The organism is Anaerococcus sp. Marseille-P3915, assembly GCF_900258475.1.
Lineage (GTDB): Bacteria > Bacillota > Clostridia > Tissierellales > Peptoniphilaceae > Anaerococcus > Anaerococcus kampingae.
In genome coordinates this window covers 526,648-551,675 of the sequence record NZ_LT984888.1, presented here as the reverse complement: position 1 = coordinate 551,675, position 25,028 = coordinate 526,648, and the positions used below count along the sequence as shown (strand labels likewise).

Annotated in this window: 21 protein-coding genes; 4 read left to right on the top strand and 17 right to left on the bottom strand. The window is 37.6% G+C overall.

Going from position 1 to position 25,028, the window contains the following annotated elements; translation table 11 throughout:
* Window positions 1-140: 140 nt before the first annotated feature.
* Window positions 141-1,931: a flavocytochrome c gene (locus C8269_RS10115; RefSeq protein WP_106461646.1), complete on the bottom strand. Its 1,791-nt coding sequence runs from the start codon at window positions 1,929-1,931 to the stop codon at window positions 141-143.
* Window positions 1,932-2,160: 229 nt separating this feature from the next.
* On the opposite strand from C8269_RS10115, the gene C8269_RS10110 reads away from it, so the two are divergent.
* Window positions 2,161-2,685, top strand: a complete 525-nt coding sequence (locus C8269_RS10110) for a sigma-70 family RNA polymerase sigma factor (RefSeq protein ID WP_106461644.1) — start codon at window positions 2,161-2,163, stop codon at window positions 2,683-2,685.
* Window positions 2,669-3,655 carry a hypothetical protein gene (locus C8269_RS10105; protein WP_106461642.1) on the top strand — a complete coding sequence of 329 codons (987 nt, stop codon included), beginning with the start codon at window positions 2,669-2,671 and terminating at the stop codon, window positions 3,653-3,655. Before C8269_RS10110 ends, C8269_RS10105 begins: the two co-directional genes overlap by 17 nt.
* A gap of 39 nt (window positions 3,656-3,694) precedes the next feature.
* Here the strand turns inward: C8269_RS10105 and C8269_RS10100 are convergent, their stop codons facing one another.
* The 16 genes from C8269_RS10100 to ilvA form a co-directional block, all read right to left on the bottom strand.
* Entirely contained in the window at window positions 3,695-4,069 is a 375-nt protein-coding gene (locus C8269_RS10100; protein WP_158698410.1) for a hypothetical protein, read from the bottom strand.
* Between the two features lie 162 nt (window positions 4,070-4,231).
* Window positions 4,232-4,819, bottom strand: a complete 588-nt coding sequence (yihA, locus tag C8269_RS10095; RefSeq protein WP_106461639.1) for a ribosome biogenesis GTP-binding protein YihA/YsxC — start codon at window positions 4,817-4,819, stop codon at window positions 4,232-4,234.
* Complete coding sequence (gene lon / locus C8269_RS10090; protein WP_106461637.1) at window positions 4,816-7,146, bottom strand: endopeptidase La; 2,331 nt, start codon at window positions 7,144-7,146, stop codon at window positions 4,816-4,818. Before lon ends, yihA begins: the two co-directional genes overlap by 4 nt.
* Before the next feature lie 53 nt (window positions 7,147-7,199).
* Window positions 7,200-8,414 carry an ATP-dependent Clp protease ATP-binding subunit ClpX gene (gene clpX, locus C8269_RS10085; protein ID WP_106461635.1) on the bottom strand — a complete coding sequence of 405 codons (1,215 nt, stop codon included), beginning with the start codon at window positions 8,412-8,414 and terminating at the stop codon, window positions 7,200-7,202.
* 1 nt (window position 8,415) lies between these two features.
* Window positions 8,416-9,012, bottom strand: a complete 597-nt coding sequence (clpP, locus tag C8269_RS10080; protein WP_106461633.1) for an ATP-dependent Clp endopeptidase proteolytic subunit ClpP — start codon at window positions 9,010-9,012, stop codon at window positions 8,416-8,418.
* 51 nt (window positions 9,013-9,063) lie between these two features.
* On the bottom strand, window positions 9,064-10,401 hold the full coding sequence (tig, locus tag C8269_RS10075) for a trigger factor (RefSeq protein ID WP_106461631.1): 1,338 nt from the start codon (window positions 10,399-10,401) through the stop codon (window positions 9,064-9,066).
* Window positions 10,402-10,468: 67 nt separating this feature from the next.
* Window positions 10,469-11,776, bottom strand: a complete 1,308-nt coding sequence (locus C8269_RS10070) for a CCA tRNA nucleotidyltransferase (RefSeq protein ID WP_106461630.1) — start codon at window positions 11,774-11,776, stop codon at window positions 10,469-10,471.
* Window positions 11,769-12,740, bottom strand: coding sequence for a CdaR family protein (locus tag C8269_RS10065; protein WP_106461628.1), 972 nt, complete (start codon window positions 12,738-12,740; stop codon window positions 11,769-11,771). Before C8269_RS10065 ends, C8269_RS10070 begins: the two co-directional genes overlap by 8 nt.
* Window positions 12,733-13,527 carry a diadenylate cyclase CdaA gene (cdaA, locus tag C8269_RS10060; protein ID WP_106461626.1) on the bottom strand — a complete coding sequence of 265 codons (795 nt, stop codon included), beginning with the start codon at window positions 13,525-13,527 and terminating at the stop codon, window positions 12,733-12,735. The genes C8269_RS10065 and cdaA overlap by 8 nt, the downstream gene beginning before the upstream one ends.
* A gap of 113 nt (window positions 13,528-13,640) precedes the next feature.
* The gene (locus C8269_RS10055; protein WP_106461624.1) at window positions 13,641-14,759 is read right to left on the bottom strand and encodes an ABC transporter permease; all 1,119 of its coding nucleotides are present in this window, start codon (window positions 14,757-14,759) and stop codon (window positions 13,641-13,643) included.
* Window positions 14,746-15,843 carry an ABC transporter permease gene (locus C8269_RS10050; RefSeq protein WP_106461622.1) on the bottom strand — a complete coding sequence of 366 codons (1,098 nt, stop codon included), beginning with the start codon at window positions 15,841-15,843 and terminating at the stop codon, window positions 14,746-14,748. Before C8269_RS10050 ends, C8269_RS10055 begins: the two co-directional genes overlap by 14 nt.
* Window position 15,844: 1 nt before the next feature.
* Window positions 15,845-16,783 carry an ABC transporter ATP-binding protein gene (locus tag C8269_RS10045; RefSeq protein ID WP_106461621.1) on the bottom strand — a complete coding sequence of 313 codons (939 nt, stop codon included), beginning with the start codon at window positions 16,781-16,783 and terminating at the stop codon, window positions 15,845-15,847.
* A gap of 116 nt (window positions 16,784-16,899) precedes the next feature.
* Window positions 16,900-18,192, bottom strand: a complete 1,293-nt coding sequence (locus C8269_RS10040) for an NAD(P)H-dependent oxidoreductase (RefSeq protein ID WP_106461619.1) — start codon at window positions 18,190-18,192, stop codon at window positions 16,900-16,902.
* Between the two features lie 24 nt (window positions 18,193-18,216).
* Window positions 18,217-19,410, bottom strand: coding sequence for an aminoacetone oxidase family FAD-binding enzyme (locus C8269_RS10035; protein ID WP_106461617.1), 1,194 nt, complete (start codon window positions 19,408-19,410; stop codon window positions 18,217-18,219).
* Window positions 19,407-20,837, bottom strand: a complete 1,431-nt coding sequence (locus C8269_RS10030; protein WP_325034696.1) for a UDP-N-acetylmuramoyl-L-alanyl-D-glutamate--2,6-diaminopimelate ligase — start codon at window positions 20,835-20,837, stop codon at window positions 19,407-19,409. Before C8269_RS10030 ends, C8269_RS10035 begins: the two co-directional genes overlap by 4 nt.
* Window positions 20,834-22,018, bottom strand: a complete 1,185-nt coding sequence (gene ilvA / locus C8269_RS10025) for a threonine ammonia-lyase (protein WP_106461615.1) — start codon at window positions 22,016-22,018, stop codon at window positions 20,834-20,836. The genes C8269_RS10030 and ilvA overlap by 4 nt, the downstream gene beginning before the upstream one ends.
* 112 nt (window positions 22,019-22,130) lie before the next feature.
* On the opposite strand from ilvA, the gene C8269_RS10020 reads away from it, so the two are divergent.
* Window positions 22,131-22,982 carry a hypothetical protein gene (locus C8269_RS10020; protein ID WP_106461613.1) on the top strand — a complete coding sequence of 284 codons (852 nt, stop codon included), beginning with the start codon at window positions 22,131-22,133 and terminating at the stop codon, window positions 22,980-22,982.
* Between the two features lie 47 nt (window positions 22,983-23,029).
* Window positions 23,030-25,024 (top strand): DUF2971 domain-containing protein, encoded by a 1,995-nt coding sequence (locus C8269_RS10015; RefSeq protein WP_106461611.1) that lies wholly within the window; start codon window positions 23,030-23,032, stop codon window positions 25,022-25,024.
* The last annotated feature ends 4 nt before the right edge of the window (window positions 25,025-25,028 follow it).

Below are 25,028 nucleotides of genomic sequence, written 5' to 3'. Positions count from 1 at the left end.
ATTCCTCCAACTTTATTCTTAATCCTATCTTATATATACCTATAAGGCTAATTAGTTAAACAATTTTTTGCAATCTTTACAGGCTTATCTTAATTGATTTAACAAAAAAAGAAGCCCCGAGGGACTTCTCTTGATATTTCTTAATTTTTGGCATTTGCTGCTGCGTTTTCGCCTGCTATTTTACCAAATACTGTGATGTCTGCCATTGCTACAGATCCTAGTCTGTTTTCGCCGTGGATACCGCCTGTTACTTCGCCTGCAGCGTATAGGCCTTCTATCCATTCTCCGTCTTTGTTTAGGACTTTTGCTTCTGTGTTGATTTTTAGACCACCCATTGTGTGGTGAACTGCTGGAGCTGCCTTCATCATGTAGAATGGCGCATCCTTTACTTGCCAGCCTAACATTCTTAGGTTGAAGTCTGGGTCTTCTTCTTTGGCTGAGTTTTCGTTGAAGGTTTTTACTGTTTCTAGTAGGGCATCCTTGTCTATGCCAAAATGCTCTGCTAATTCTTCTAGAGTGTCAGCTTTTACCATTAGGCCTCGGTCAAAGAGTGATTTTGCTTCTTCTGGGTTTGATGCCATGGTGCCTGTCTTTTCGTTTGATGTTTCATCCCAAAGAACATAGCCTACATAGTCTGTTTGAGCCTTGATTGCCATTGAGATTTCTCTTCTTGTGCCTAGCTCTTCTACAAATCTCTTACCTTCTTTATTTACTAAAAGGGCTCCACCTACAAGTCTTGTGTCTCCGCAGTATAGAAGTTTTCCTGTTTCTACGTCACATACTGGGTAAAGTTGAATCTTATCCATATCTACTGTGTCTGCACCAAGTTTTTCTGCCATGACGATTCCATCGCCTGTTGCTCCTGGTGAGTTTGTTGATAGAACGTGTTCATCAACTTCCTTGTCATTTTCGTAGCACATTTCAGCATTTGCACCAAAACCACCACTTGCTAGGACTACTGACTTAGCATTTACAAGAAGTTCGCCATCTTTTGTCTCAGCCTTAACTCCGCAAACCTTGCCGTCTTTAGATAAGATTTCTTTTACGTCTGCTTCTGTAATTACTTCTATGCCAAGCTCTTGGCATTTTTTTGTATAATTTTTGATTAGCTCATTACCTGTGTGGGCTGCTGGTATTAGAGATCTTTTTACTGAATGACCACCAAAGAACATTAGTGAATCTAACCACTTAACTCCTATGTCATCTCTTAACCAGTAAGCATCTTCTGTAGCCTTATCTGCTAGGACCTTGATTAATTCTGGGTTACCACCAGCTTTTTCTACGTCTTCTGCAAATTTTTCCTTACTATCTTCGATGCCTTCTTTTTCTTGAAGTTCATTGGCTGGGGCTGCGTATTCACCACCAGAAATTAGGGTATTACCACCAACTGCTGATAGTTTTTCAAGTAGGACTACATTTGCTCCTGCTTCCTTGGCAGATACTGCTGCTGCAAAACCTGCACCACCACCACCGACTACTACTACGTCTACATCTTTTTCTGTAGTTTCGCCCTTGGCCTTTTCAACTTGGCCTTCGTAGTTTTTAACATCCCTACCGCTTGCTTCTATAGCAGCCTTAACAGCTTCTATAAGGGCAGTAGATGTAACTGTAGCACCTGAAACTGTATCTACATTGATAGAGTTATTAGCTATGATTTCTTCAACAAGCTTGTCAGCTGCCTTATCTCCAAGACCTTCTGTCTCTTCGTGAGTAAGGTCGATTTTTGCAATCTTATCTCCATCGAATGTAACAACAGCCTTTAGGTCTCCATTCATACCTGCTGCAGTTCCTTCTCCAGTTTCCTTACCTGCACTCTCTTCTACCTTAGTATCTTGATTATCTCCTGCCTTCTTATCAGCTGTGTTAGATCCACAAGCAGAAAAAAGCATAGATAGTGATAACAATAATGCTAACGTTTTACTTTTATTCATATTGTCTCCTTTATATGTATTATGCTAATATTATAGTAAAGATTTACTTTTTGTGCAAGGCTTTGAAATAATTAGTTAAAGCATTTTTTATAAATATTTAATAAAACCCTAAATTTATGCTTAAATGCATAAATTTATAAGGCAGGTAGAATAAATAAACAATTGTTTTTTTACAAATCATGATAGAAAAGGCAAGGTTAGTACGAATATATAGGTGAAGGAGGCAATGATGGATGATTTAAAAATAATAAAGGGAATTAAAAATAAAAACGAAAAGTACCTTAGAATCTTCATCGACACCTACGGCCCGGTAATGAAAGCATCTATCTACAAGGTCTTGACCTTTAATGATAATCTGAGGATGGAAGTCTTAAATGAAGCAGTCCTAGCAGTCTGGGATAATATAGGATCCTTTGACCCAGAAAAGTCATCCTTTAAGAATTGGTGCGCAGGTGTGGCTAGATACAAGGCCATCGATGCCCTAAGAAAGGAAATAAGGCATAAAAGCGTAAATTTAGATGAAATCTCAAATTATCTAGAAGATGATGATGAGATTTACCTAGATAATACAGATGAAATTCTTAAGGTCCTTGATGAAAGGGATAGAGAAATTTTTAGGAAATTATTTATAGAGGGCTTCTCCTACGACGAAGTGGCTAAAATCTACGACATATCAAAGGCAAATCTCTACAACAGAGTTTCAAGAGGTAAGAAAAAAATAAGGAAGGAGATTCAAAATGAAAAATGTTTATGATGAAATTAATAATTTAGAATTTGAAAGCGAAGAGTATAAATTAAATGATATAGAAAAGGAGTCTTTATATAAAATGGCAAAATCTTATAAGAAAAATTCAAAGAAAAAATATATAGCAGTGGCAGCAGCTCTCCTTCTTGCGGCAGGCCTTACCGTTCCTCCTGTAAGGGCACAAGTTTCCAAGGCCTTCACAGACATAAAGGTCACCATGATGGAAACAATCGGGGCAAGCCCTGAGTCCTATAAATATGTAACAGAACTTCACAAGCCAATAGAAATAGGTAATCAATCTATCGTTCTTGAAAATCTTGTAATCGAAGATAACAAGATTTACTCAACTATTCTTATGGATCCAAAAGGAAAAAGCATAGAAGAATCAAATGAAACAGCAAGTATCTACAAAGTTGTAATAAAAGGCGAGACTTACAAGGCTTGGGGTTCAAGTGGATCAAAAGGAATGTCAGACGATGGCAAGGCCTTTGTTTCAGAATCAATGACCGATTTTGATAAGGTTTTTCCTGAATTAGACCAGGCTGATATTGACCTATATATATCAAACGGAACAGCTAGCGAGGTTGTATCAATCAAAGCAAGCTCAAATATAGTTAATAAGGAAAATAAAGTCCTAGCCAAGGATTACAAGCTTGAAAATGGGGGAAGTATCAGACTAATGAAGCTAAACCCAATCACCATGACCGCTATAATTGAAGGTCTTGATCCAGATTATGTTTACGAACTTGAAGGAGTCGACAAGGACGGCAAAAAAATCGAACTTGACCTAAGGACAGTTTCTGATGGAGTATTTACCTTTATCTACAATAAAGACTTCTCAGACCTTAGCTTAGATGAGATAAAAGATGGCAGGGAAATAGACTTTAGCCTATCAAGATCAAAAATAAATGAAAACTCCGGCAGACTAACAGACGGTAACTACGAAAAGGTGGAAGAATTTACTCTTTCAGCAAAATAAACATCAAAAAAAGTAGGTGAGATTAAAATCACCTACTTTTTAATATGCATAATCAAGCATCTTTTTGGTCATATAAAGCTGGTAAGACGCAGCTATTGCAAATAAGTTTAAAAATTTAATGCTCAAGCTTACAGAAAATGAGATAGCAAGACCCATGAGGGCAAATGACCCATAAAATAGATACTTATACTTTTTATCAATGCTTTCTAAATAATAATTTGCTTCCTTATTAAATTTGATTCCTAGGCTTTTTTGATAAAATAAAGCTATAAGTGACCAAACTAGGGTGGCTACAAATAGGTACCAAGTATCATAGACCCTAACTTCATAAACTACACCGACCATCAAGATGTACATGATAACCATAAGTCCTAAATATGTATTTTTTTGTTTATTAGATAAATTTCTAGCCATAAGATTTCCTTTCTCTTTACTTTTTATATTTATACCCAATCTCCCCCCTTAATCAAAAAAAAGAAGGCCGTGGCCTTCTTGATTTTTTATATAATTTTTCTAAATTGTCCCACATTTGTAGGATTCTCCCATCAATTCACTAATTGAGATGAGTTTTACTAACTAGGCATTTATTATTACTTCAACTTGCTCTTCTAGGACGTCCTTATTGTGTTTGGTTTCTGATGAGTAGGCAAATATTAGGCCCTCATCTTCTATGCCTAGGGTTTTTTGGACTTGTTTTAGGTGTTTTTGGACCTGGCCCTTTTTGATCTTGTCAAACTTAGTTGCGATAACAAAGCCCATGTAGCCTGATTCTAGGATCCAATCATACATTTGCTTATCCAGGGCTGTTGGCTCATGGCGGATATCTACCAAGAGGAAGACCTCTTTGAGATTTTCCCTCTCGTGGAGGTATTCATTTATTAGTTTATCCCACTTGGCCTTTTCGGCTTTGGAGACCTTGGCATAGCCATAGCCTGGCAAGTCTACCAGCCTAAAGGCATTGTTTACCCTATAAAAATTGATTGTTCTGGTCTTGCCTGGTTTGGAACTGGTCTTGGCAATGGCCCTCCTATTTGAAAAGGAATTGATAAAGGAGGACTTACCGACATTTGACCTACCTACAAAGGCAATTTCTGCCAAATCATCATTTGGCCACTGGCTCTTAAAACCTGCAACTTGTTCTAATTCTATGTCTTTTATCTTCATATGAGGGCTCTTTCTATGACTTCTGAGACATTTGAAACTGGGATGAAGTTAATCTTATCCCTGATTTCCTTTGGTATATCTTCTGTATCTCTCTCGTTATCCTTTGGAATAATCACATTTGTGACCCCATAAGAATAGGCTGCTAGGGCCTTTTCCTTAAGACCGCCTATGGCTAGGACATCACCTGTGATTGTGACCTCCCCTGTCATGGCTAGGTTATTTCTCACCTTCTTGCCTGTGAGAGCAGAGGTGATAGCTGTGGTCATGGTTATACCTGCTGATGGACCATCTTTTGGTGTTGCCCCTTCTGGAACGTGGACGTGGATGTCCTTATCTTCATAAAACTTATCTTTAATACCAAGCTTGTCAGCATTTGACCTGATGTAGACAATAGCTGCTTGGCCAGATTCTTTCATGACATCTCCAAGAGAGCCTGTAAATTCTACATGTCCTTTACCTTCCATAACATTGGCCTCAACTGTAAGCATAGTACCACCCACAGATGTCCAAGCTAGGCCATTTACAACGCCTATCTTTTCTTCCTTAGATATGTGATCGTCTATAAATTTCTCACGGCCCAGGTATTTGATGTAATTATTCATAGTAACTCTGACAGACTTCTTACCTTCTAGGATTTCCTTGACTGCCCTACGGCAAATCTTGCCAATTAGCCTTTCTAGCTCCCTAACACCTGCTTCTCTGGTATAGTTTTTAATGATTTTTTCTATAACATTGTCTGATAGGGCAAGCTCTTCATCGCTTAGGCCTGTATTTTTCATTTGCTTGGCTATGAGGTATTTCTTGGCAATGTTCATCTTCTCACCCATGGTGTAGCCTGATAGCTCGATGATTTCAAGCCTATCGTAGAGGGCATCTGGGATTTGGTTGATGTCATTGGCTGTAGTTAGGAAAAATACATCCGATAGGTCAAAAGGTATGTCTAGGTAGCGGTCGATAAATTTATCATTTTGCTCAGGGTCTAGGACTTCAAGGAGGGCTGATGATGGATCACCCCTAAAATCAGATCCTAACTTATCAATCTCATCTAAGAGGAAGACTGGATTTTTAACCCCTACCCTGTTGATATTGGCAAGAACCCTACCTGCCATAGCTCCTACATAGGTCCTCCTGTGGCCTCTAATTTCTGATTCATCTGTCACACCGCCCAGCCTCATTGAGACAAATTCACGGTTTAGGGCACGGGCTACAGACTTAGCAATGGATGTCTTACCCACTCCTGGAGGGCCTACAAGACAGATTATTGACCCCTTTACAGACTTGTTTTTAATCCTAACGGCAATTGATTCTAAGATTCTTTCCTTGACATCTTCAAGGCCGTAGTGGTCTGTATCAAGGATTGTGCTTGCCTTTTTTATATCTAGGCTTTCCTTAGATTTTTTATTCCAAGGTAGACCTACCACAAAGTCTAGGTAAGAAATAATCACCCCATAGTCTGGGCTCATCTCTGGTATGGAGTCAAGCCTATCTAGGTCTTTGTTTAGGGATTTCTTGCTTTCCTTATCAAACTTAATCTTTGCAATCTTTTGGCGGAATTCGTCCACTTCATTTTCTGCCTGACCTGTTGTTTGGTTGAGTTCCTTCTTTAAAACATCCATCTTCTCCCTGAGGTAGTATTCCTTTTGGGATTTGTTTATATTGTCAGTTACTTCCTTTTCGATTTCTAGACCTAGGTTTTTAAGCTCGATTTCCTTATCAATTGTCCTGTGGAGAAATTTCATCCTTTCAGTAATATCAAGCTCACTTAAAAGCTGATAGTATTCCTTTGGAGAAAGGTCTAGGTGAAAGCTAATTAAATCTACTAGTCTGTGGTAATTTTCAACTTCTACCATGCCATAGGATATCTCATCCATGATATCTTCGTTAATTAAGACATATTCCTTAAAATCTTCCAGGAGGAGTTTTTTGAGGGCTTGTAGGGTGTCGGTGTCTTCCTGGTTTTCTTCTAGGTATTCGTAAACTTCGACATCGCTTCTTAAAAAGCCTTCTGCAACCTTTAATTTTTCAAGCTTACCTACACCTCTCGCCTGAACAAAGACTCTAATTTCGCCATTTGGCATGGTGAAGGTTTCCTTAATGGTCGCAACTATTCCATATTCGTAAAGGCCATCTTGCTTAGGATTGTCATCGAAAATGTCCTTTTGGTTTAGTAAAAATATATCTTCGTTATTTAGCTTAGCATTTTCAACAGCATTTTTTGAGATGGACCTAGCGCAATCAAAATTAAGCATAGTAGTAGGCATTACCCAGTAGCCTCTTAAAGGCACCAATGCTAAGTTTTCTTGTGTTATTTTATATGTTTCTTTCATAAATCTTCCTTACGTTTAAAAAGGGAAATGACTAGCATTCCCCAATTTTACTCTTATTTCTTTTTATATTCTAGCTTGCTAGGATCATCTATAGCTTCTTTGGTTACTAGAACTTCTTTTATTTCATTCCTGGATGGTATGTCAAACATCACATCGAGGAGGAGATTTTCAAGTATGGTCCTAAGGCCCCTAGCTCCTGTTTTTTGCTCGATTGCCTTTTTTGCTATAGCCTCAATAGCATCATCTTCAAAGCTTAACTTGACATTATCAAGGTCAAACAGCTTTTGATATTGCTTGATGACTGAGTTTTTAGGCTCTTTTAGGATTCTCACTAGGGAATCTTCATCTAGGGCATCAAGACTTACTATTATTGGCACCCTACCGATAAATTCTGGTATAAGGCCAAATTTGAGCAAGTCTTCGGTATTGACTAGGCTTAGGTCTGTCTTTTCTCTTTTAGAAATATCTGCCCCGAAGCCGATGGTCTTATCGACTTGTCTTTGGTTTATAATATCCCCTATGCCTTCAAAGGCCCCACCTAGGATAAAGAGAATATTGGTGGTATCTACCCTGATATATTCTTGGGATGGGTGCTTCCTGCCTCCTTGTGGAGGGACATTGGCTTCTGTGCCTTCTATTAGCTTTAGAAGAGCTTGTTGGACACCTTCCCCACTTACATCACGGGTTATAGATGGATTTTCACTTTTTCTAGTAATCTTATCTATCTCGTCTACATATATTATTCCAATTTCAGCTGCTTCTATGTCGTAATCAGCTGCTTGGACTAGTTTTAGAATAATATTTTCTACATCCTCACCCACATAACCTGCTTCGGTAAGGCTTGTAGCATCTGCTATAGCAAATGGCACATTTAGCTTTTTGGCTAGGGTTTGGGCAAGGAGGGTCTTACCAGAACCTGTTGGTCCAAGCATTAAAATATTTGATTTTTGTAATTCTACATCCGTATCTTCAACATTGGATGTAATTCTTTTATAGTGGTTGTAAACTGCTACTGATAGGGTTTTTTTGGCTTCTTCTTGGCCTATTACATATTGGTCAAGGTAGTCTTTGATCTCCCTTGGTTTTGATAATTCAAAATCAAAGGCAAAATCATTCATAGCATTTTCTTCACCCTCGATAATTTCCGAGCAAAGTTCCACGCATTCATTGCATATATAGCCATTTGCTCCGGCAATTATCCTCTTTACTTGGCTAGAATCTTTACCACAAAAAGAACATCTCACTTGCGTTTTGTCCATTTCTGCCATATTACTTATTACTTTCTATAACTTTATCTATTAGACCATATTCTAGGGCTTCTTGTGCACTCATGGCAAAGTCCCTGTCTGTATCTTTCTCTATTTGGGCAAGGTCTTTGCCAGTATTTTCTGCTAGAATCCTATTAAGGTTAGCCTTAATTTTTAGGATTTGCTCAGCTTGGATAACTATATCTGACGCTTGACCTTGGGCCCCACCTGATGGTTGGTGGATCATGATGTTGGAGTTAGGTAGAGAAAATCTCTTGCCCTTGGCTCCTGATGATAAAAGTACTGCTCCCATTGATGCTGCTTGGCCTATGCAGATTGTTGATACATCTGGCTTGATGTAGTTCATTGTGTCATAGATTGCAAGGCCGCTTGTTACAACACCGCCTGGAGAGTTGATATAAAAATGTATGTCCTTGTTTGGATCTTCACTTTCTAAAAAGAGAAGTTGGGCAATTATTATATCACTTACCTCATCACGGACCTCTCCAGATAGGAAGATTATCCTATCTTTGAGAAGTCTTGAATATATATCATAGGCTCTTTCGCCTCTGTTTGTTTGTTCTACTACTGTTGGTACTAAATAATTTTTAGCTAACATAAAGCCTCCTTTATAAGGATTTTCCTTATATTCAGCTTAAAACTAGGTTAATTATTTTGCTTCTTTGTTTTCCTCTACGTGTTTGTGGTATTCTTCATGAGGAAGAGCCTTAGCCTTACTTACTAGTAATTCTACAGCCTTTCTTCTCTTGATATTTTCTTCTAGAGTCTCATCAGAAACATTTTTAGCAAAGATTTCTTTGAATTTTTCAAAGTCATCTACACCGTAGTTTTTAGCTGTTTCTTTTAATTCTTCTTCTTTTTCTTCATCAGATACTTCGATGCCTTCTTTGATAGCTAGTTCATCTATTACAAGATTTGCCTTAACTCTAGCTTCAGCACCTTCTCTATATTGGTCACGGATAGCGTTGATATCCATCTTTGTCATTTCAATATATTGAGAAAGTGTTAGACCCATTTGTTGAAGTCTTTGATCTAGGTTTTGAAGGTCAAAGTCGATTTCTCTGTCTACCATTGATTTTGGAGCACTAACTTCACTTACTTCTACTAGGGCTGCTACTGCTTGGTTTTGCATTTGGCTTTCAGCAAAAGATTTCTTATCATCTGCTAGCTTTTCTTTTAGGTTATTTTTAAGTTCTTCAAGTGTATCGAATTCTGAGATGTCTTTTGCAAATTCATCGTCAAGTTCTGGAAGTTGTTTTTCTGTAATTGAGTTGATTTCAACAACAAATTTAGCATCCTTGCCTTGGAATTCTTTTGCTTGGTAATCTTCTGGGAAAGTTACGTTGATTTCAAACTTATCTCCTACCTTGTGACCGATTATTTGGTCTTCAAAGCCTTCGATAAAGGTGTTTGAGCCTATTACTAGGTCATAGTCTTCTGCCTTGCCACCTTCAAATTCTTCATCATCTAGGTAGCCATCAAAGTCTATATTTACCTTGTCACCTTCTTTTGCTCCCCTATCTTCTACTGAGATAAGTCTAGCATTTTCTTCTTGTTGGTGAGATAGTTCGTGGTTTACATCTTCTTCAGTTACTTCGCCAGAAACTTCTTCTATTACAAGATTATTGTAATCACCTAGTTCTGGGTGTGGTTTTGTTTCTACTTCTACCTTGAAGGTGATGTCTTTGCCTTCTTCAATATCATCTAAGTCTACTGATGGTTGGTCGATTACTTCTAGACCTAATTCTTCTACTGCCTTTTCATATGGTTCTGGGAATACTATTTGGATAGCATCATCGTAGAAGATTTCTGGGCCGTACATTTTTTCAAGAACTCTTCTTGGAACATGGCCTGGTCTGAAACCATCTATTCTGTATCTTTTCTTATTTCTCTTATATACTGTGTCAGTTGCTTTTTTAAAGTCATCATAAGCTACATTAAATTCAAATTTAGCTATGTTATTTTCGTGTGATTTTAATTCTGTCATTTTCTCCTCCGTGAAAGTTCATACTCATTGAAATAATATACTACATTTTTATCTAGCTAGCAAGAAACTAGCCCATTTCTCTTATAAATTTAAGGATTGCGGTCTTATTATTAGGAAGATTTTCCTCAAGAACATTTTCTTCTATTAACTTAAGCAAATCACCCAAAACCCTGCCTTCTTTGTATCCGAGTTTTATTAAGTCCTTGCCATTTACTGCTAAATCCGACCTTTTAAGGACCAGGTCTTCTTTTTCTAGATTTTTTAAAAGCTCGTGGGCCTTATTTATATTTGCTAGGTCCTTGTGGACTGTTGCAAGCTTATCAGCCTTTTGCAGGTCAAGGAGCCTCAAGAGGTCTTCCTTGCCAAGTTTTCTTAGAAGCCTTTTGATAGACTTTTCTGTATAGGTATTGGCCGCATCCATATGCCTTCTAATAAGATTTTCTACAGATCCTATAAGCTTTTTGGAATATTTTAAATCTCTAAGCCTTGCAATGGCAAGGTCTGCGGACAGGTCTTGGTGGCCAAAAAATCTCCCATTGCCCTTTTCATCAAGAAAAAAGCAATCGACCTTGCCTGTATCGTGAAAGATGGCAGCAAGCCTTGTTATTAGGTCTTTTTCTGTATTTCTTAAGACTTCTAGGCTGTGTTCATAGACATCTAGGTAGTGGTGGGGCGAATGTTGGTCAAAGCCGATAGTTCTAGATAGTTCTGGGAAAATCTTATCTAGTAAACCCAGCTCTTCTAAAAGCCTTATCCCATAAACTGGATCATCAGCTAGCAAAATTTTATTTACTTCACTTGCAATTCGCTCTTTTGAAATAAATTCAATATTCGCTTGTTTTTCTATTATGGCCTTTTTTAGACTATCCTCGATTGTAAAATCAAGACAAGTTGCAAACCTAACTGCCCTAAGGGCCCTCAGGTAATCTTCTTCAATCCTCTCTTTAGGATTGCCAACAGCTCGTATTATCTTGTTTTTTATATCAGTCCTTCCGTCAAAAGGGTCGATTATTTCTCCACTTCTTTTGGCCATAGCATTTATTGCAAAGTCCCTGCGGGCCAAATCTTCATAAATATCATCAGTAAAGGATACAGCTACAGGCCTTCTCTTGTCTAAATAGATTGAGTCGGACCTTAAGGTTGTTATCTCATACTCATCAAATCCTGCAAGAACTTTGATTGTTCCAAACTTCTTGCCAATATCAACTAGGGTAAAATCCTTAAAGACTTCCTTAATCTCATCTGGCCTTGCAGTCGTTGCTATGTCAACATCTGATGAAGGCTTTCCCATTATTTCATCTCTAAGGCAACCTCCCACAAGATAGGCTTTAAAGCCAGCTTCTTCTAGGCTTTTTAAGATAAATTCCTTATTCATCCTCGGAACTATCTTTCTTATTTACATCTATCCTGTAATTTATAACATCTTCCCCATCATAAACTTCTACACCATCTGGTAAATCTAGTTTTACTTCTCCGGACTTGCTAGCCTTGATGTTTGATACATTTACAGGGAAGGTTGAGATTTTACTTATATTTTTAAGGCTTTGGCCCTTTATTACAATCTGTTCAGGCCTTAGGGTCTTAAGGCTTGCTTGATATCCTTCGGCAAGTTCACCCCTTACCTTTAGTTCTACCTTTACTTTTTTTGTTTCATAAACTAGGAAGGAAAGGTTGATATCCTTATGGTCTAGGTCAACTCCTTCAACTGTCTTTCCGCCCTTATCAAGGACATTGACATTTACATTATGAATTTTGCCATCCAGATATTCGGCATCATTGATGTAGGCTTCGATTCTGTCGACCTTATTTATTATAGATTCTGGTCCTGAAATCTGTATTTCCTTTGGCCTTTGTTCATTTACCTCGACAAGTTTGCCATCTTTTAACTTATCATCTATGACAATATTTACCGGCATTGACTTTGTGATTATCCTTTGGATATTAAGGTTTATACTCTTTGGGTCTATGTGATCGACATAGATTCCTGTTGGAGTATCAATGTTTACATCGAGGGAGTTAATGCCTTCTTTGACATTTGCAACATTTATTGAGGCTTGAATATCAGATTGGTCAAGGCCTATAAGGTTATTTCTTGAGCCTGTTAGCCTGACTGATACAGTGTTTGCCTCATCCTTGCTGACAATGGTGTAGCCATTATCTTCAAGCTTATCCTGGTTTTGTATAATAAGCGGAAGGTTTCTAAAAGTCCTATTTGCTGTTGGATTGGTTGAAGTTGTGACAAAGGTCCACATCACTACAGCCACTATAATTGATAGGATTATCAGTTTATTATCGCTTTTATCGTCAAATTTTTTGAGTTTTTCTAGAAAGCTATTCATCTTTTTTTAGCCCCTTTTCGCTGATTTCATTTCTTAGTCTAATTGTTAGAGATTCTTCATCAAAATATCTGTTGATTACACCATTTTCAGCTACAGATATATTGCCTGTCTCCTCTGAAACTATGATTACAACCGCATCAGACTTTTCTGTAATGCCTATAGCCGCCCTGTGCCTAGTGCCAAGCTCCTTGGCAATGGTATTGGATTGGGAAAGTGGCAAGTAGCAGGCTGCTGCTGTGATTGTGTTTTTTCTAATAATAACTGCCCCATCGTGGAGAGGGGTGTTTGGTATAAAAATATTTATAAGAAGTTCACTAGAAATATCTGCCTCAAGCATGGTTCCTGACTCAATTATATCAGAAAGTCCTACTTCCCTTTCAAGGACAACTAGGGCTCCAATTTTTTGACGAGAAAGGGAGCTCATTGCAGAAACTATTTCCTTGATAGAATCCTCATTTCTCATATTTTTCTCAGATCCAAAGATAGACCTACCCCTACCAATCCTCTCAAGACCAGTCCTAAGCTCAGGCTGAAAGACTACGATAATAAATACCAAAGATACAGTTAAAAACTGGTTCATAACCCAGGAAACCGTATTTAGGTTGAGCATATCAGCAATAGAGGCGAAAATTAGGACAAAGATAAGTCCATATAAAACCTGCTCAGCACGGGTGTTTCTAAGCAAGGAAAAAAGCTTATAAACAACAAAGGCTATAATTGCAATATCAATAACATCTGTGACTCTTATTAACATAAGAGATGTAATAAAATTATCTAAAAAATTCATATTCTCACTCCTAATAATATCCTACTTCTTTTTGCTAATAAATTACACTTCTTATTGATTTTCTTTAACAAAAAAGACCCTGGTATAAGCCAGAGTCAAAATCTGTATTTATTTTATCCTAGGTCAGAAACCTTTCTTTTAGCTTTTGGCCTAAAAATCAAGCTCATTAGGACAAAGGTTAGGGCAAAGGCAAGCATTATTCCCATATTTGGCAGAATTGTACTTAGGGCGGGATTTTCTATTAGCATATTATTATTTTTTATATAATAATAAGAAGGTAAGATTTTTCCTATATTTAAAGCAGTCTTTGACAAAAATTCCTGAGGGACAAAGGCTCCGCACAAAAAGGATGAACCCAAGCCCACCACCTGCATGATAGCCGACATTATATTTTCACTTACTATAAGATTTGCAAGCATAACAGCCATGGCTACGACAGTAATGGTAAAGATCAAAGAGTTTAAGATCATGAGGTTGGTGTGACTTGCCTTAAAATCGTACTTGTAGATTAGGGCAAAAAGAATGACATAAAATAGCCAAACTCCGATGCCTGTCACTATATGGCCCAGAATTAATTCCAAATTCATCCTAGCCTTTGACATGGCAGAGACCTCATTTCTCATGGCAATAGTAGATTTCTTATAAATCTTAACTATAGTTGAAACTATAAGGATTACTTGTGATAAGATAAGATAATTTAAAAAGTTAAAATAAAAGAGGGAATCATCCTTGTTTTTAACCTTATTCTTATCCTTTAAATCCACTTCTATCTTCTTATCCAAATCCTTACTTGCAAAGTCAATTGCTTGAGCTTTCTCAAAACCTGCCTTCTCATAAGAAGCCACCTGGTTTAAAAACTGGTTGATATTCTCCTTTACAGCCATCCCATACATATCATTTGGGGCGTTTTTAAAGTCTAGCTTCCTAGTTTGGTCAAAATCTTTAGGAATCACGACAGCTGCGTTTATCATCTGGTAAAAGAGCTTATCTTCAACTAGGTCTTCATCCATTTCCCTTATCATGGTGTTTTTATCAAGATAGGTTACTAGGGCCCTTGATAAATCAGTCTCAGCCTCATCATTTATGTAAATATCAGGTTTTACACTTACATAAAAATCTCTCTTGACAGACCTTGTCGAAAAAATCATAAGGAGGCCAAAGATTAATGAGTAAAGGATTATAGCAAATTTGTGGCCTGCTGCAAGCTTAAAATAATTTTTAAAGACTCTCATATTCTTTACCTCGCATAAAATACATAGATCCTAAGATTAGGGCCAGGGTCACTAGGCCAAGGTAGACCATATTTTGATAAAATCTACTGGTCTCTTCATAATAATAGAGGGCATAGATGGCATCTGTTACAAGAGCTACGGGATTAAGCTTATTAAGTATAGGGATATTTTCTTCAACTATAATCTTCATCTCAGACATCATCATGCCTGCCAAAAAGCTCATAAGCATGGAGATGGCTATGCCTAGATTTATCTTAAACTCGATTGACTTTTTATTTGAAACGCCGATAAAAATCCCGAAGACAATACCTGTAAGGGATGAAAGCCCGCTTAAAAGGACTAAAAGTCCCATCCTATCCCCAAAGTCTATCCCGATTACTTTTTTCAAATATCCTATAAAGATTAGAGTGATTGCAAAATTTATTAGCCAGCTTGCTAGGATTGATGCGCTTAGGGCTCGGCTTTTTCTAAGTGGAGATATGGTATTTCTCTTGGCATTGACAGATAAATTGGCCTCATATTGATAGATTACGAAAAGTCCCCACATATAGCCATAGATTGTGGTCATGCCAACAAGGGTATAGAAAAAGGTATTTATCGGGTCCATGTTTTTTCTGGACTTATCATTTATAAAGTCATCCACCTCCAAGACCTTGATAAGATCTGCCTTAGGATTTTCTGCCATGACCCTTTTTACCATTTCAGATTTTTGCAAGTAGGCCTTAAGGATTGTCTCTACTATGGTCTGGCTTATGCCTGATTTATTGGCATAGACCTTATCAAGGCTTTCTACATAGACCTTGACCTTGTCATTTTGATCTAAGATATTTTTGTCAGTGGCTTTATGGACCTTAAAATAATCCTCATCTTCCATCTGGTCTAGGAAATTTTTGAAATTTTCATCAGCTAGCAGACTCTCTTTGACACCTATATCTATCCTTTCAAATTTGGCCTGAGTGGACAAATTGCCAAAGGCTAGCTTAAATAAAATCGCCAAAAGAAAGGGGAAAATCAAGGCCCAAAAGACCATGGCCCTTTCTCTTAAAAGATATTTGAGTGTGTACTTAAATGAATGCAAAAACATACTAATCCCTCAAATCCTTGCCAGTAAGCTCTAGGAAAACATCGTTTAGGCTTGGTTTTTCTACGCTTATTGACTTATATTCTATGTTTTTTTCTTCTAGGAAGGTCATGAGTTTTACTAAATTTTCATCTCCCTTGGAGAAGTTTAGCCTTAAGATATTATCCTTGTAGTCAAGGCTTATTAGGTGGTCAAGACCCCTTAGGTCTTTAAGGATTTCCTCACCTATATCACTTGCCTCAAGACTTATCTTTTCTGTAAGGTCAATCATATCCTTAAGCTCTCTGGATATGCCCTTGGCAAGGACCTTACCCTTATCGATTATGACTATATCATCACAGAGAAAGTCTACCTCATCCATATAGTGGGAGGTGTAGATTATGGTTGAGCCCTCTTGGTTTAGTTTTTTGATTCCCTCAAGGATGTTATTTCTTGACTGAGGATCAACGGCTACTGTCGGTTCATCTAGGATTATGATATCAGGCCTATGTGCTATCCCGCAGGCTATATTTAGCCTTCTTAAGAGACCGCCAGATAGTTTTCTTGGCTTAAATTTTTTAAAGTCATTTAGGCCAACTAGGTCTATGGCCCTTTGGACAAGTTCTCTTCTCTCCTTCTTATCCCTTATATAAAGTCCGCAAAAATAATCTATATTTTCATAGACGCTTAGCTCGTCATAGACTCCCACATCCTGGAAGACTACGCCGATTTTTTCTTTTATGTCATAGGCATCTGACCTCATTTCCTGGCCATAGATTTTGACACTGCCCCCATCTTTTTTAAGAAGAGAAAGGATGCAAGAAATTGTTGTCGACTTGCCAGACCCATTTGGGCCCAAAAGTCCCAAGATTCTTCCCTTTTTGACATCTAAGTCAAGGCCGTCAAGGGCTTTTACTTCCTTATAATTTTTGACAAGCCCCCTTACTTCTATGAGATTTTCCATTGCTTTGCCCTCCTATATTCTTATACTTATATTAAACCTCCAATGACATATACTTGTAAAATTTATGTAAAAACCATGTAAAAAAACCGCCAATGGATTCCCATTGGCAGCTTTCTTTAAAGTTTCATTGAGTTTTGTCTGCGTCTTAGTCTGGTGATTGTAGCCTTTTCGTCGATTTTAACCATGGACATGTCTATTACTGTGTCCTTTTTGATATCGACTATGGCTTCTGTATTTGGTGTTATAAGACCTATTGGAAGGAGGTCTTCATTTAGGCACCTGTCATGGCTAGTTAGCTTTCCAAAGACCCTGTCAGAGCCGATTCCTTCAAGCTTTTCGCCTTTTTTGATATCCCTTTTGGCTACTGTTACAGTATCTGCTACCTGGCCATGGATTGGAGCAATAGATGGCTCATTTTCAACTACTGCATCATAAATTGTGATTGGAGCTTCTAAACTTGTTAGGTGGTAAGGTCTATATAATAAATAGTTTGGACCATCGCCAAAACCTAAGAATTTCATAAGATCTCTTACATCTTCCTGATCGCTTGTTACTATTATAAAGACTCCTGGAGCCATGCCTGGTGAAAAGTCAACTATTCCATAAGAGTTTAATACTCCACCATCAGCCTTAAGTTTAAAGTCTTCTACTGCCCTTTCCGGACTTGTTGTAATGCCGTGGCAACCAAAGGTATCTGGCAAAAATCCTAGGGCATTGCAGACAGCATTTAGCTCAATCATTGTATTTGTACCATCTACAAAGCTTGTTAACATTCTAGGAGATAAGCCTTTTTTCTTAGCTTCTTCTTCAAGAATTTCCGCTGTTGCATAGTTATCAAGTGGGTTGTTCTTGCCTTTTGCAGCTACTAGGACTTTAAGGCCCATGCCGTAGGCATTGTCTACTAGGTCAATTATTGCACCTGGCTCATCACCAAGGATGCCAGTATAAACAACTCCAGCCTTTTTTGCCATATCGTGTAGGACAGGTCCAACAGTCGCATCACATTCTACATTGAAACTAATCATATGTTTGTGGTATTGGATTGTTTTTCTGGCAATTACTGCCCCAAATGGTGGGTTGCCAGTACAGTCAACAACTGCATTTATCTGTAAAAGCTTATAGGCTAGTCTGTGGTTAGTTGATACTGCTACAAAGCCCTTTTCTAGAACCTCATAACCCTCGTTATAGTCATCTGTATAGATGATCTTATCCTCGCTAACACCAGCCTGAACTAGGGCTTTTATAGCCTTTCTAGGATTCCTATCTACAACTAGCTTTACTTCCATGGCATCTATCTTTGATAGCTGGCTTATAAGAGAAGCCCCCATCTTGCCACAACCGATTATGGCTAGTTTGATGCTTTCTCCATTATCTTTCATTTCTCTTAGATTTCTATTTATCTTTAACATCTATTTCTCCTTTTTAAACAAAAACTAGTTTTTGTTTAGGTAGTCGGCACAAGCCTTTGCGCTTGAATATGCCCACTGTATATTATATCCCCCACAGGCCCCATCCACATCCAAAACTTCGCCTATAAAGTATAAGTCTTTTATATTTTTGGACTCAAAGGTCTTGGGATTTACAAATTTTGTATCAATTCCCCCAATTGTAACTTGGGCATTTTCCACATCATTTATCTCTTTTATCCTAAATTCCAAACCTTTAAGGCTTGCGGTGATTTTTTTAAGGTCCTTAGGACTTAAGGATTTTGCCTTGATATCTTCTCTAAGACCTGTGCTTTTTACTAGGTCAAAAATAAGCTTTTCGTTTATAAAGCCTGTCAAAAGCTCTCTAAGGGTCATATCCTTATATTTTCCCGCAAGAGCAGATAAAATATCCAAGACTTCCTTAAAATCATAGGCACTTAACAAGTCTAATTGTACCCTAATATCACTATTTTTAAACAGACCGTAGGAAATTTGGTTGGATAAATCAAGGATGGCTGTTCCTGTTAGGCCGTAAGGCTGAAAGATTACATCATCAGTAGAAGAGTTTATAAATTTACCGTCAATATATAAGCTCGCCTTGGCTGTGACCCTGACCCCCTTAGCTCTCTTTGAGAGAGGGTTTTGGCACTTATAATTGGTAATAGCATATGAAAAATCTCTTTGGGAGTGGACTTTTTTAAGGATTTTAAAAATCTTGCCATCTGACCCACTTCCAGGTAGACTCTTCCCTCCACTGGCTATTACAAGCCTATCGTAGGCATATTTGGCATCTTTTGTGATGACAAGTTTTTTGTCAAAGTCAATATCAAGGACATCTGCCTCGAAGATAAATTTGCCATTCGCCCTCATAAATAAGATATCCCTCACAGTTTTTGAGCTAAGGGTTTGGGGATAGCACCTGCCTGATGGAAGATTTGTAGTTAGGATTCCTAGGCTGTTAAGGTAGGCGATTAAATCCTTGTTATCATTTGTCCTTAGGGCATAAGAGTAAAAGCCCTCATTGGATGAAAAATAAAAGTCATCTGAAAGATTGAGGTTGGTGAAATTGCACCTGCCATTGCCTGTGGCTAAAAGTTTCCTGCCAGCTTGGTCATTTTTATCAAGGATTAGGAGGCCTTTTTTATAAAGACCTGCAAAAAATAGGCCAGCCGCCCCCGCTCCTATTAGGATTGTCTTCATAAATCTTCCAAGACCCTTCTGATGGTTTCCTTTTCGTTGTAAGGAGTTTTTTCATTGCCATGAAGTTTGATGAAATCTTCCTCGCCCTTACCAAGGCAAAGGACATAATCGCCAGGCTTTGCCATTTTTATGGCAGCTCTTATGGCGTCTTCTCTGTCTTTTACAAGACTATAGGCCCCATAATTTTCCCTAAAGCCTGCTACTATATCTTTTGAAATATTTTCGTAGCTATCAAATTTAGGATCGTCAGTGGTAATCATGGCATAGATGTCAAAATCTGATACGGTCTTGCCGATTAGGGCTCTAAATTCTTCATTCCTATCGCCCTGGATACCAAAGACTGCGATTTTCTTGGCATCTTCTGGCAAGGATTTAAAAATCTCCTCATAGGCCCTTGGTGTGTGGGCAAAATCTACAACTAGGTTTATACCAAGGTCATTGTCTATATATTCAAATCTTGAACCCACTCCTGGGAAATCTGTTATGACTTTTGCTATATCTGTAAGGCTTGCTCCCATCATCTTTAGGGCTGCTATGGCTGCAAGGTTGTTGTAAAGCTCAAAGTCTGCTATTGTGTTAAGCTTAAATTTTACCCCGTTAATGCTAAAGTTCATGGTTTTTTCTGATTTTTCTATATCTACCGCCCTGATATTGGATGTATCAGATTTGCCAAAGCTTATGGCATCTGGGAAGATGCTTAGGGCTTTTTGTCCCCATTCATCATCGGCATTTACTATCTTTATTTCCGAGTTTTCAAGCAAAATCATCTTTGCCTTAAAATAAGCTTCCATGGTCTTGTGATAGTCTAAATGTTCTGTGGAGAGATTGTTAAAGATACCGACCTTAAAGTCAATCCCAAAAAGTCTGCCCTGGTCAAGTCCATGACTTGATGCCTCTAAAGTTAGATATTTAATTTCCTTTTCTAAACATTTATTTAAAATCCTATTTATCTCTGTGATATCTGGAGTTGTATTTGAGGTAGGGATTATCTCTCCTGCCACATTTGCCCCATCTGTACCTATATTTGCACAAGGACCAAAGAGCCTTTCAATAAGATAAGCAACGAGTTTGCTAGTTGTGGTCTTGCCATTGGTTCCTGTTACTGCCACAAGGTCCATCTTTCTTGATGGGTAATCTGATATTATATTTGAAAGTTTTGCAAAAATTTCCCTTGGATTTTCCACTCTTATATAGGTGACATTTGGTATAAATTCCACATCTTCTGAGTGGACAATGGCACATGCTCCATTTTTCATGGCATCTGCTATATACTTGTGACCATCAAAGATTGACCCCTTTACTGCCACAAAGATGAAGTCTCTTTCTACCTTTAGAGAATTGTTAGTAACTCCCTTTATGAAAGTATCGTGGCCCATTCTTAGGCTTTTATATTCAATTTTGCTTAAAATCTCGCTTAATTTAATCAATGTAGGATATAACCTTTCCTTTCTATGGCTTCTCTAATTTTTTTGACATGGTCCCTGCCATTGGTCTCTAGGGTTAGCTCTACATTTATATTCTTAAATCTAGATGCTTCCTTGAAGCCGTCGTGTTCTATTGATATTATGTTGGCCTTAGTTGATGTAATTAGGGTGAGTAGCTCATTTAGCTTGCCTGGAATATTAGCGATTTCTACATCTATCCTTGCAATTTGGCCAATTTCATATAGTCCCTTATTTATAAGTTGGCTGATAAAGGACATATCGATATTGCCGCCGCTTACCAGGCAGACTACGTTTTTGTTAAAAAAGTTTAGCTTATCAAGAGCTGCTAATGGGAGGATTCCTGATGGCTCTGCTATTAGTTTGTGCTTTTCAATTAGCTTTATAAAGGCCATGAGGATTTCCTCATCTGTTACTGTAATCCAGTCATCTACCACATCCTTGCAGATTTCGTAGTTTAGATCACCTACTCTTGCAACAGCTGTACCGTCTGCTATGGTATCTACACCTTCAAGGGTTACGATTTCGCCTCTTTTTATAGATTCTTTCATGGACCTGGCTGAATATGGCTCAACACCTATTACTTTTATAAGTGGTGATATTTGCTTGATGCATTTGGCAACACCTGATATGAGCCCGCCCCCACCTACTGGCACTATTACATAATCTACGTATTTGAGTTCATCAACTATCTCTAGACCAATTGTACCCTGGCCCTCGATTACGTCGAGGTCATCAAAAGGTGGAATAAAAGTATAACCCTTTTCCTCAGCTAGTTTTAGAGCGTGTTCCTTACATTCATCAAAACTTGCCCCATGTAAAACTACTTCAGCCCCGTATTTTAAAGTCCCGTCGACCTTGATCATTGGAGTATGTTCTGGCATGCAGATTACAGCCTTCATGCCTAGTTTTTTGGCAGAAAATGCTACACCCTGGGCGTGGTTGCCAGCTGATGCTGTGATTATTCCCTTAGCTGCCGCCTCCTTATCAAGCTTAGATAGCTTGTTATAGGCCCCTCTTAGCTTAAATGATCCTGTTTTTTGAAGGTTTTCTGGCTTTATGTAAACGTTGTTATTGCATCCTTCAGAAAAAACTTCGGAATAAATCAAATGTGTAGGGTTTGTTACTTCACTAACTCTTGCTCTTGCTTTTTCAAAATCAAACATAATATATCCTTTCATATTTATTGTATATTTTTATTATAACATGTATTTTGACATTTTTTAAGTTAAGTGTAAAATCTAGTCAAGATTTGTTTAAAAGTAGGGAGAAAATACAGTGAAGAAGATTGATAATATTAAAATTTATACAGGAACATTCATCCTAGGCATCCTAATCTTAACTATTTGTTTTATCTATAGATATTCATACATAGATATTTTAAGCTTTAAAAGGCCCCTTGCCCTGGCCAGTGTAATTTGTGCAGGCCTTGGTATATTAGGAAGTCTTATTGGCCTTATAGATGGGGTAGATAAGCACTTTAGGTCACCAATTTTAGGGCTTATCGTCCTTAACCTTGTGCTGATTTTTACCTATCCCATCCTAATAAGCCTAGAAAAGGCCCTAGCCCCTGTGGCAAGTCCATACAAGACCACATCGCCTGAAATCGCTCAGTCTACAAAGTTTAAATCTGACTCATCCTTCATAATAGAGGGTAAGCTCTATCAATTCCCGCTAAAACTAAAAAATTTCACCCAAAATGGCTTCACCTATTCAACCAAGGATGAAAATGGCAAAATCATAGCCACAATTTCACGAGAAGGAGATTACTACCATCCAAACCCTACCTGGTTTACAGATGGGGTAAATAACGAAGTCTACAAGGAATTTTACCTCCTGGAGGCCTACTTTAATATGGACCTGGATTCTATAGAAAATAAGGAAATTAAAAGTCTTAAGGCCTCAGTTATTAATAACAACAGGGACTTTGAAGTAAGGGGAATCAAGCTAGAAGATTCTATCTATGACCTTCAAAATAGGTTTAAGGATGAACTTACAGAAGATCCAAATAATCAAAATGCGACTATGAAGGCCTACTACCTAGGGGCAAGTGATGGCTACAAGATAAAATTAGAGACCCTAAATGGCATAGTCCAATCCATAGAAATCTACAAAGAGTCTGACCTTTAGGGCAGGCTTTTTTCTTGGAGTATAATAGAAGAAAGGAGTATCTGCAAATGGAAATAATCGAAAAAAGTCTCATAAATTTATTAAAAAATGACTACAGTAAGTCTGGTAAAATCTCAAAAGAAAAGCTCTACGCCAAGATATATGCCTATGATGAGAACCTAATCCGCCTACTTTTGTCGGATAAGCTTATAAGGGATAAGTTTTTTGTAAAAATAGATCAGACCTATATTTTTAAGCTCAATGAATTTGTAGATTTTATAAATAACCACGACCTAGTCTGCTCCAAAGAAGAGATAATAGATGATATAGGATATTTTTTCTACCCCTATGATTATGAAATAAAAATCGACGAGATCCCAACATCTTTCCTTGATAATATCTATCTAGAAAACTCATCTCGGATAGATTTTAAATTTCAAACCAAATTTCTTGTAAGATACAAGTCAAAGGATGAGAATAAGGAAATAAGAGAGCTTGGTCAAATCAAAATCTACAGGGAAGCTGATTCCTTTATAGATACATCCAGGGAAAATCCAATCAAAACTAGGACCTTTGACCTCTTAAGGGAAGACTTTGGCCACTATAGGGAAATTATAAAAATAAGTAATAATCTTACCGGCTATATTTCAGTCTTTGCAGACCCTTCTTATTATATAAGCTTGACAGAAAATCTGGGCAAGGCTAAGACCAAAAAGGTTCTTGAAGGCCTAAATGACCTAATCCTCAAAGACACTTCCTATTTTGATAATAAGAATATGGGCTACCACACCCTAATCAAGGACTCCCTCCTTAGGGAATTTGACGGTTTTAGCCTATCCTTCCTAAAGATTGCTAATGTCTTAAATGATTTTTACGGGCCTTATAAGCTTATAGATATATTTGCCAAGGTAAACGAAAAAATAAAAACCGCCAGGTATAAGGAAAACACCTACACCTATGAATTTGTATCCCTAGCCCTCGACCAGCTAAAAGATATAAGCCAAAGCAAGGTCAAAAGGCCTCAAAGTTTTTATAGGAAATATCTTTCTTGCCTAGAAATCGAATTTAGGGACAGCCTAAATATTTTTTCAAAGCTCAACGACTTTTATAATAAAATAGGGTCTAGTTCTGATAAATTAGCCGCCTTTGAAGAAGCTATAGTCTATGATATAGATCAATTGATAGAAAAACTAACCATAAAACCCTCTGATTATGAAAATCTCAAAAAGGATAGTAAAAATTTTCGCATAGGCCATTACACTTCCCTAGACAATCTCCAATTTCTAATCGATGATAGCATAGAAGAAATCGATGAAAAATATAGAAATAGGCTAAGGCTTACCAATGCTAGGATGTTAAATGACCCGATGGAAGGCAAGGCCCTATTTGAATTTTTAAACGATGGAGATAGCGACTACCTGGCCAGGGATAATAACGGAAATAATAAAATCTATCTCTTATCAGCCTCATCTGCCGCTGATAGCCTGCCAATGTGGAAGCAATATGCTGATGATACCAAGGGAGTCTTTTTAGAATTTTCTAAAGAATTTGTAAAGTCAGTCATAAATGATAAGAAAATCCAGCTTATTAAGGTATTTTATATAGGCGATGGCAAGGAAGACCCACAAAGTACTGAAATCTACGGACTTCTTAATAAATTAAAAATGGATTATAATTTCTATCTAGAAAAGATAAAGGAGACCTACAAGCTTGGAGAAAAAAATAAGTCCGAGCTTTTAAGGGCTATAAATAACGAAATTTATTTAAAACTTGATAAGATTTCCTATTATTTCAAAAAGGACCACTACGCCTACGAAAGCGAATATAGGATCCTTGTAGACCTAGACCAGGACCAAAACAGAGGTTATTTTAAGGAAATCAAATACACTAATAGGACCTTTCCTCTGCCATTTTTAGGCACCTACCTAGAAGATTACGACCTTAAATACCAAAGACTAATCTTTGGACCAAAGGCCATAGACAAGGATTACCTAGTCCCTTACATCAAATATTGCCTGGGTAAGGACATAGAAACTGTAAATTCAAACATAAGATATAGATGAAATA

Excerpts from the sequence above, each read along its gene's own strand:
- C8269_RS10115 (WP_106461646.1), bottom strand. The coding sequence starts at position 1,931 with ATGAATAAAAGTAAAACGTTAGCATTATTGTTATCACTATCTATGCTT.
- C8269_RS10110 (WP_106461644.1), top strand. The coding sequence starts at position 2,161 with ATGGATGATTTAAAAATAATAAAGGGAATTAAAAATAAAAACGAAAAG.
- C8269_RS10105 (WP_106461642.1), top strand. The coding sequence starts at position 2,669 with ATGAAAAATGTTTATGATGAAATTAATAATTTAGAATTTGAAAGCGAA.
- C8269_RS10100 (WP_158698410.1), bottom strand. The coding sequence starts at position 4,069 with ATGGCTAGAAATTTATCTAATAAACAAAAAAATACATATTTAGGACTT.
- yihA (WP_106461639.1), bottom strand. The coding sequence starts at position 4,819 with ATGAAGATAAAAGACATAGAATTAGAACAAGTTGCAGGTTTTAAGAGC.
- lon (WP_106461637.1), bottom strand. The coding sequence starts at position 7,146 with ATGAAAGAAACATATAAAATAACACAAGAAAACTTAGCATTGGTGCCT.
- clpX (WP_106461635.1), bottom strand. The coding sequence starts at position 8,414 with ATGGCAGAAATGGACAAAACGCAAGTGAGATGTTCTTTTTGTGGTAAA.
- clpP (WP_106461633.1), bottom strand. The coding sequence starts at position 9,012 with ATGTTAGCTAAAAATTATTTAGTACCAACAGTAGTAGAACAAACAAAC.
- tig (WP_106461631.1), bottom strand. The coding sequence starts at position 10,401 with ATGACAGAATTAAAATCACACGAAAATAACATAGCTAAATTTGAATTT.
- C8269_RS10070 (WP_106461630.1), bottom strand. The coding sequence starts at position 11,776 with ATGAATAAGGAATTTATCTTAAAAAGCCTAGAAGAAGCTGGCTTTAAA.
- C8269_RS10065 (WP_106461628.1), bottom strand. The coding sequence starts at position 12,740 with ATGAATAGCTTTCTAGAAAAACTCAAAAAATTTGACGATAAAAGCGAT.
- cdaA (WP_106461626.1), bottom strand. The coding sequence starts at position 13,527 with ATGAATTTTTTAGATAATTTTATTACATCTCTTATGTTAATAAGAGTC.
- C8269_RS10055 (WP_106461624.1), bottom strand. The coding sequence starts at position 14,759 with ATGAGAGTCTTTAAAAATTATTTTAAGCTTGCAGCAGGCCACAAATTT.
- C8269_RS10050 (WP_106461622.1), bottom strand. The coding sequence starts at position 15,843 with ATGTTTTTGCATTCATTTAAGTACACACTCAAATATCTTTTAAGAGAA.
- C8269_RS10045 (WP_106461621.1), bottom strand. The coding sequence starts at position 16,783 with ATGGAAAATCTCATAGAAGTAAGGGGGCTTGTCAAAAATTATAAGGAA.
- C8269_RS10040 (WP_106461619.1), bottom strand. The coding sequence starts at position 18,192 with ATGTTAAAGATAAATAGAAATCTAAGAGAAATGAAAGATAATGGAGAA.
- C8269_RS10035 (WP_106461617.1), bottom strand. The coding sequence starts at position 19,410 with ATGAAGACAATCCTAATAGGAGCGGGGGCGGCTGGCCTATTTTTTGCA.
- ilvA (WP_106461615.1), bottom strand. The coding sequence starts at position 22,018 with ATGTTTGATTTTGAAAAAGCAAGAGCAAGAGTTAGTGAAGTAACAAAC.
- C8269_RS10015 (WP_106461611.1), top strand. The coding sequence starts at position 23,030 with ATGGAAATAATCGAAAAAAGTCTCATAAATTTATTAAAAAATGACTAC.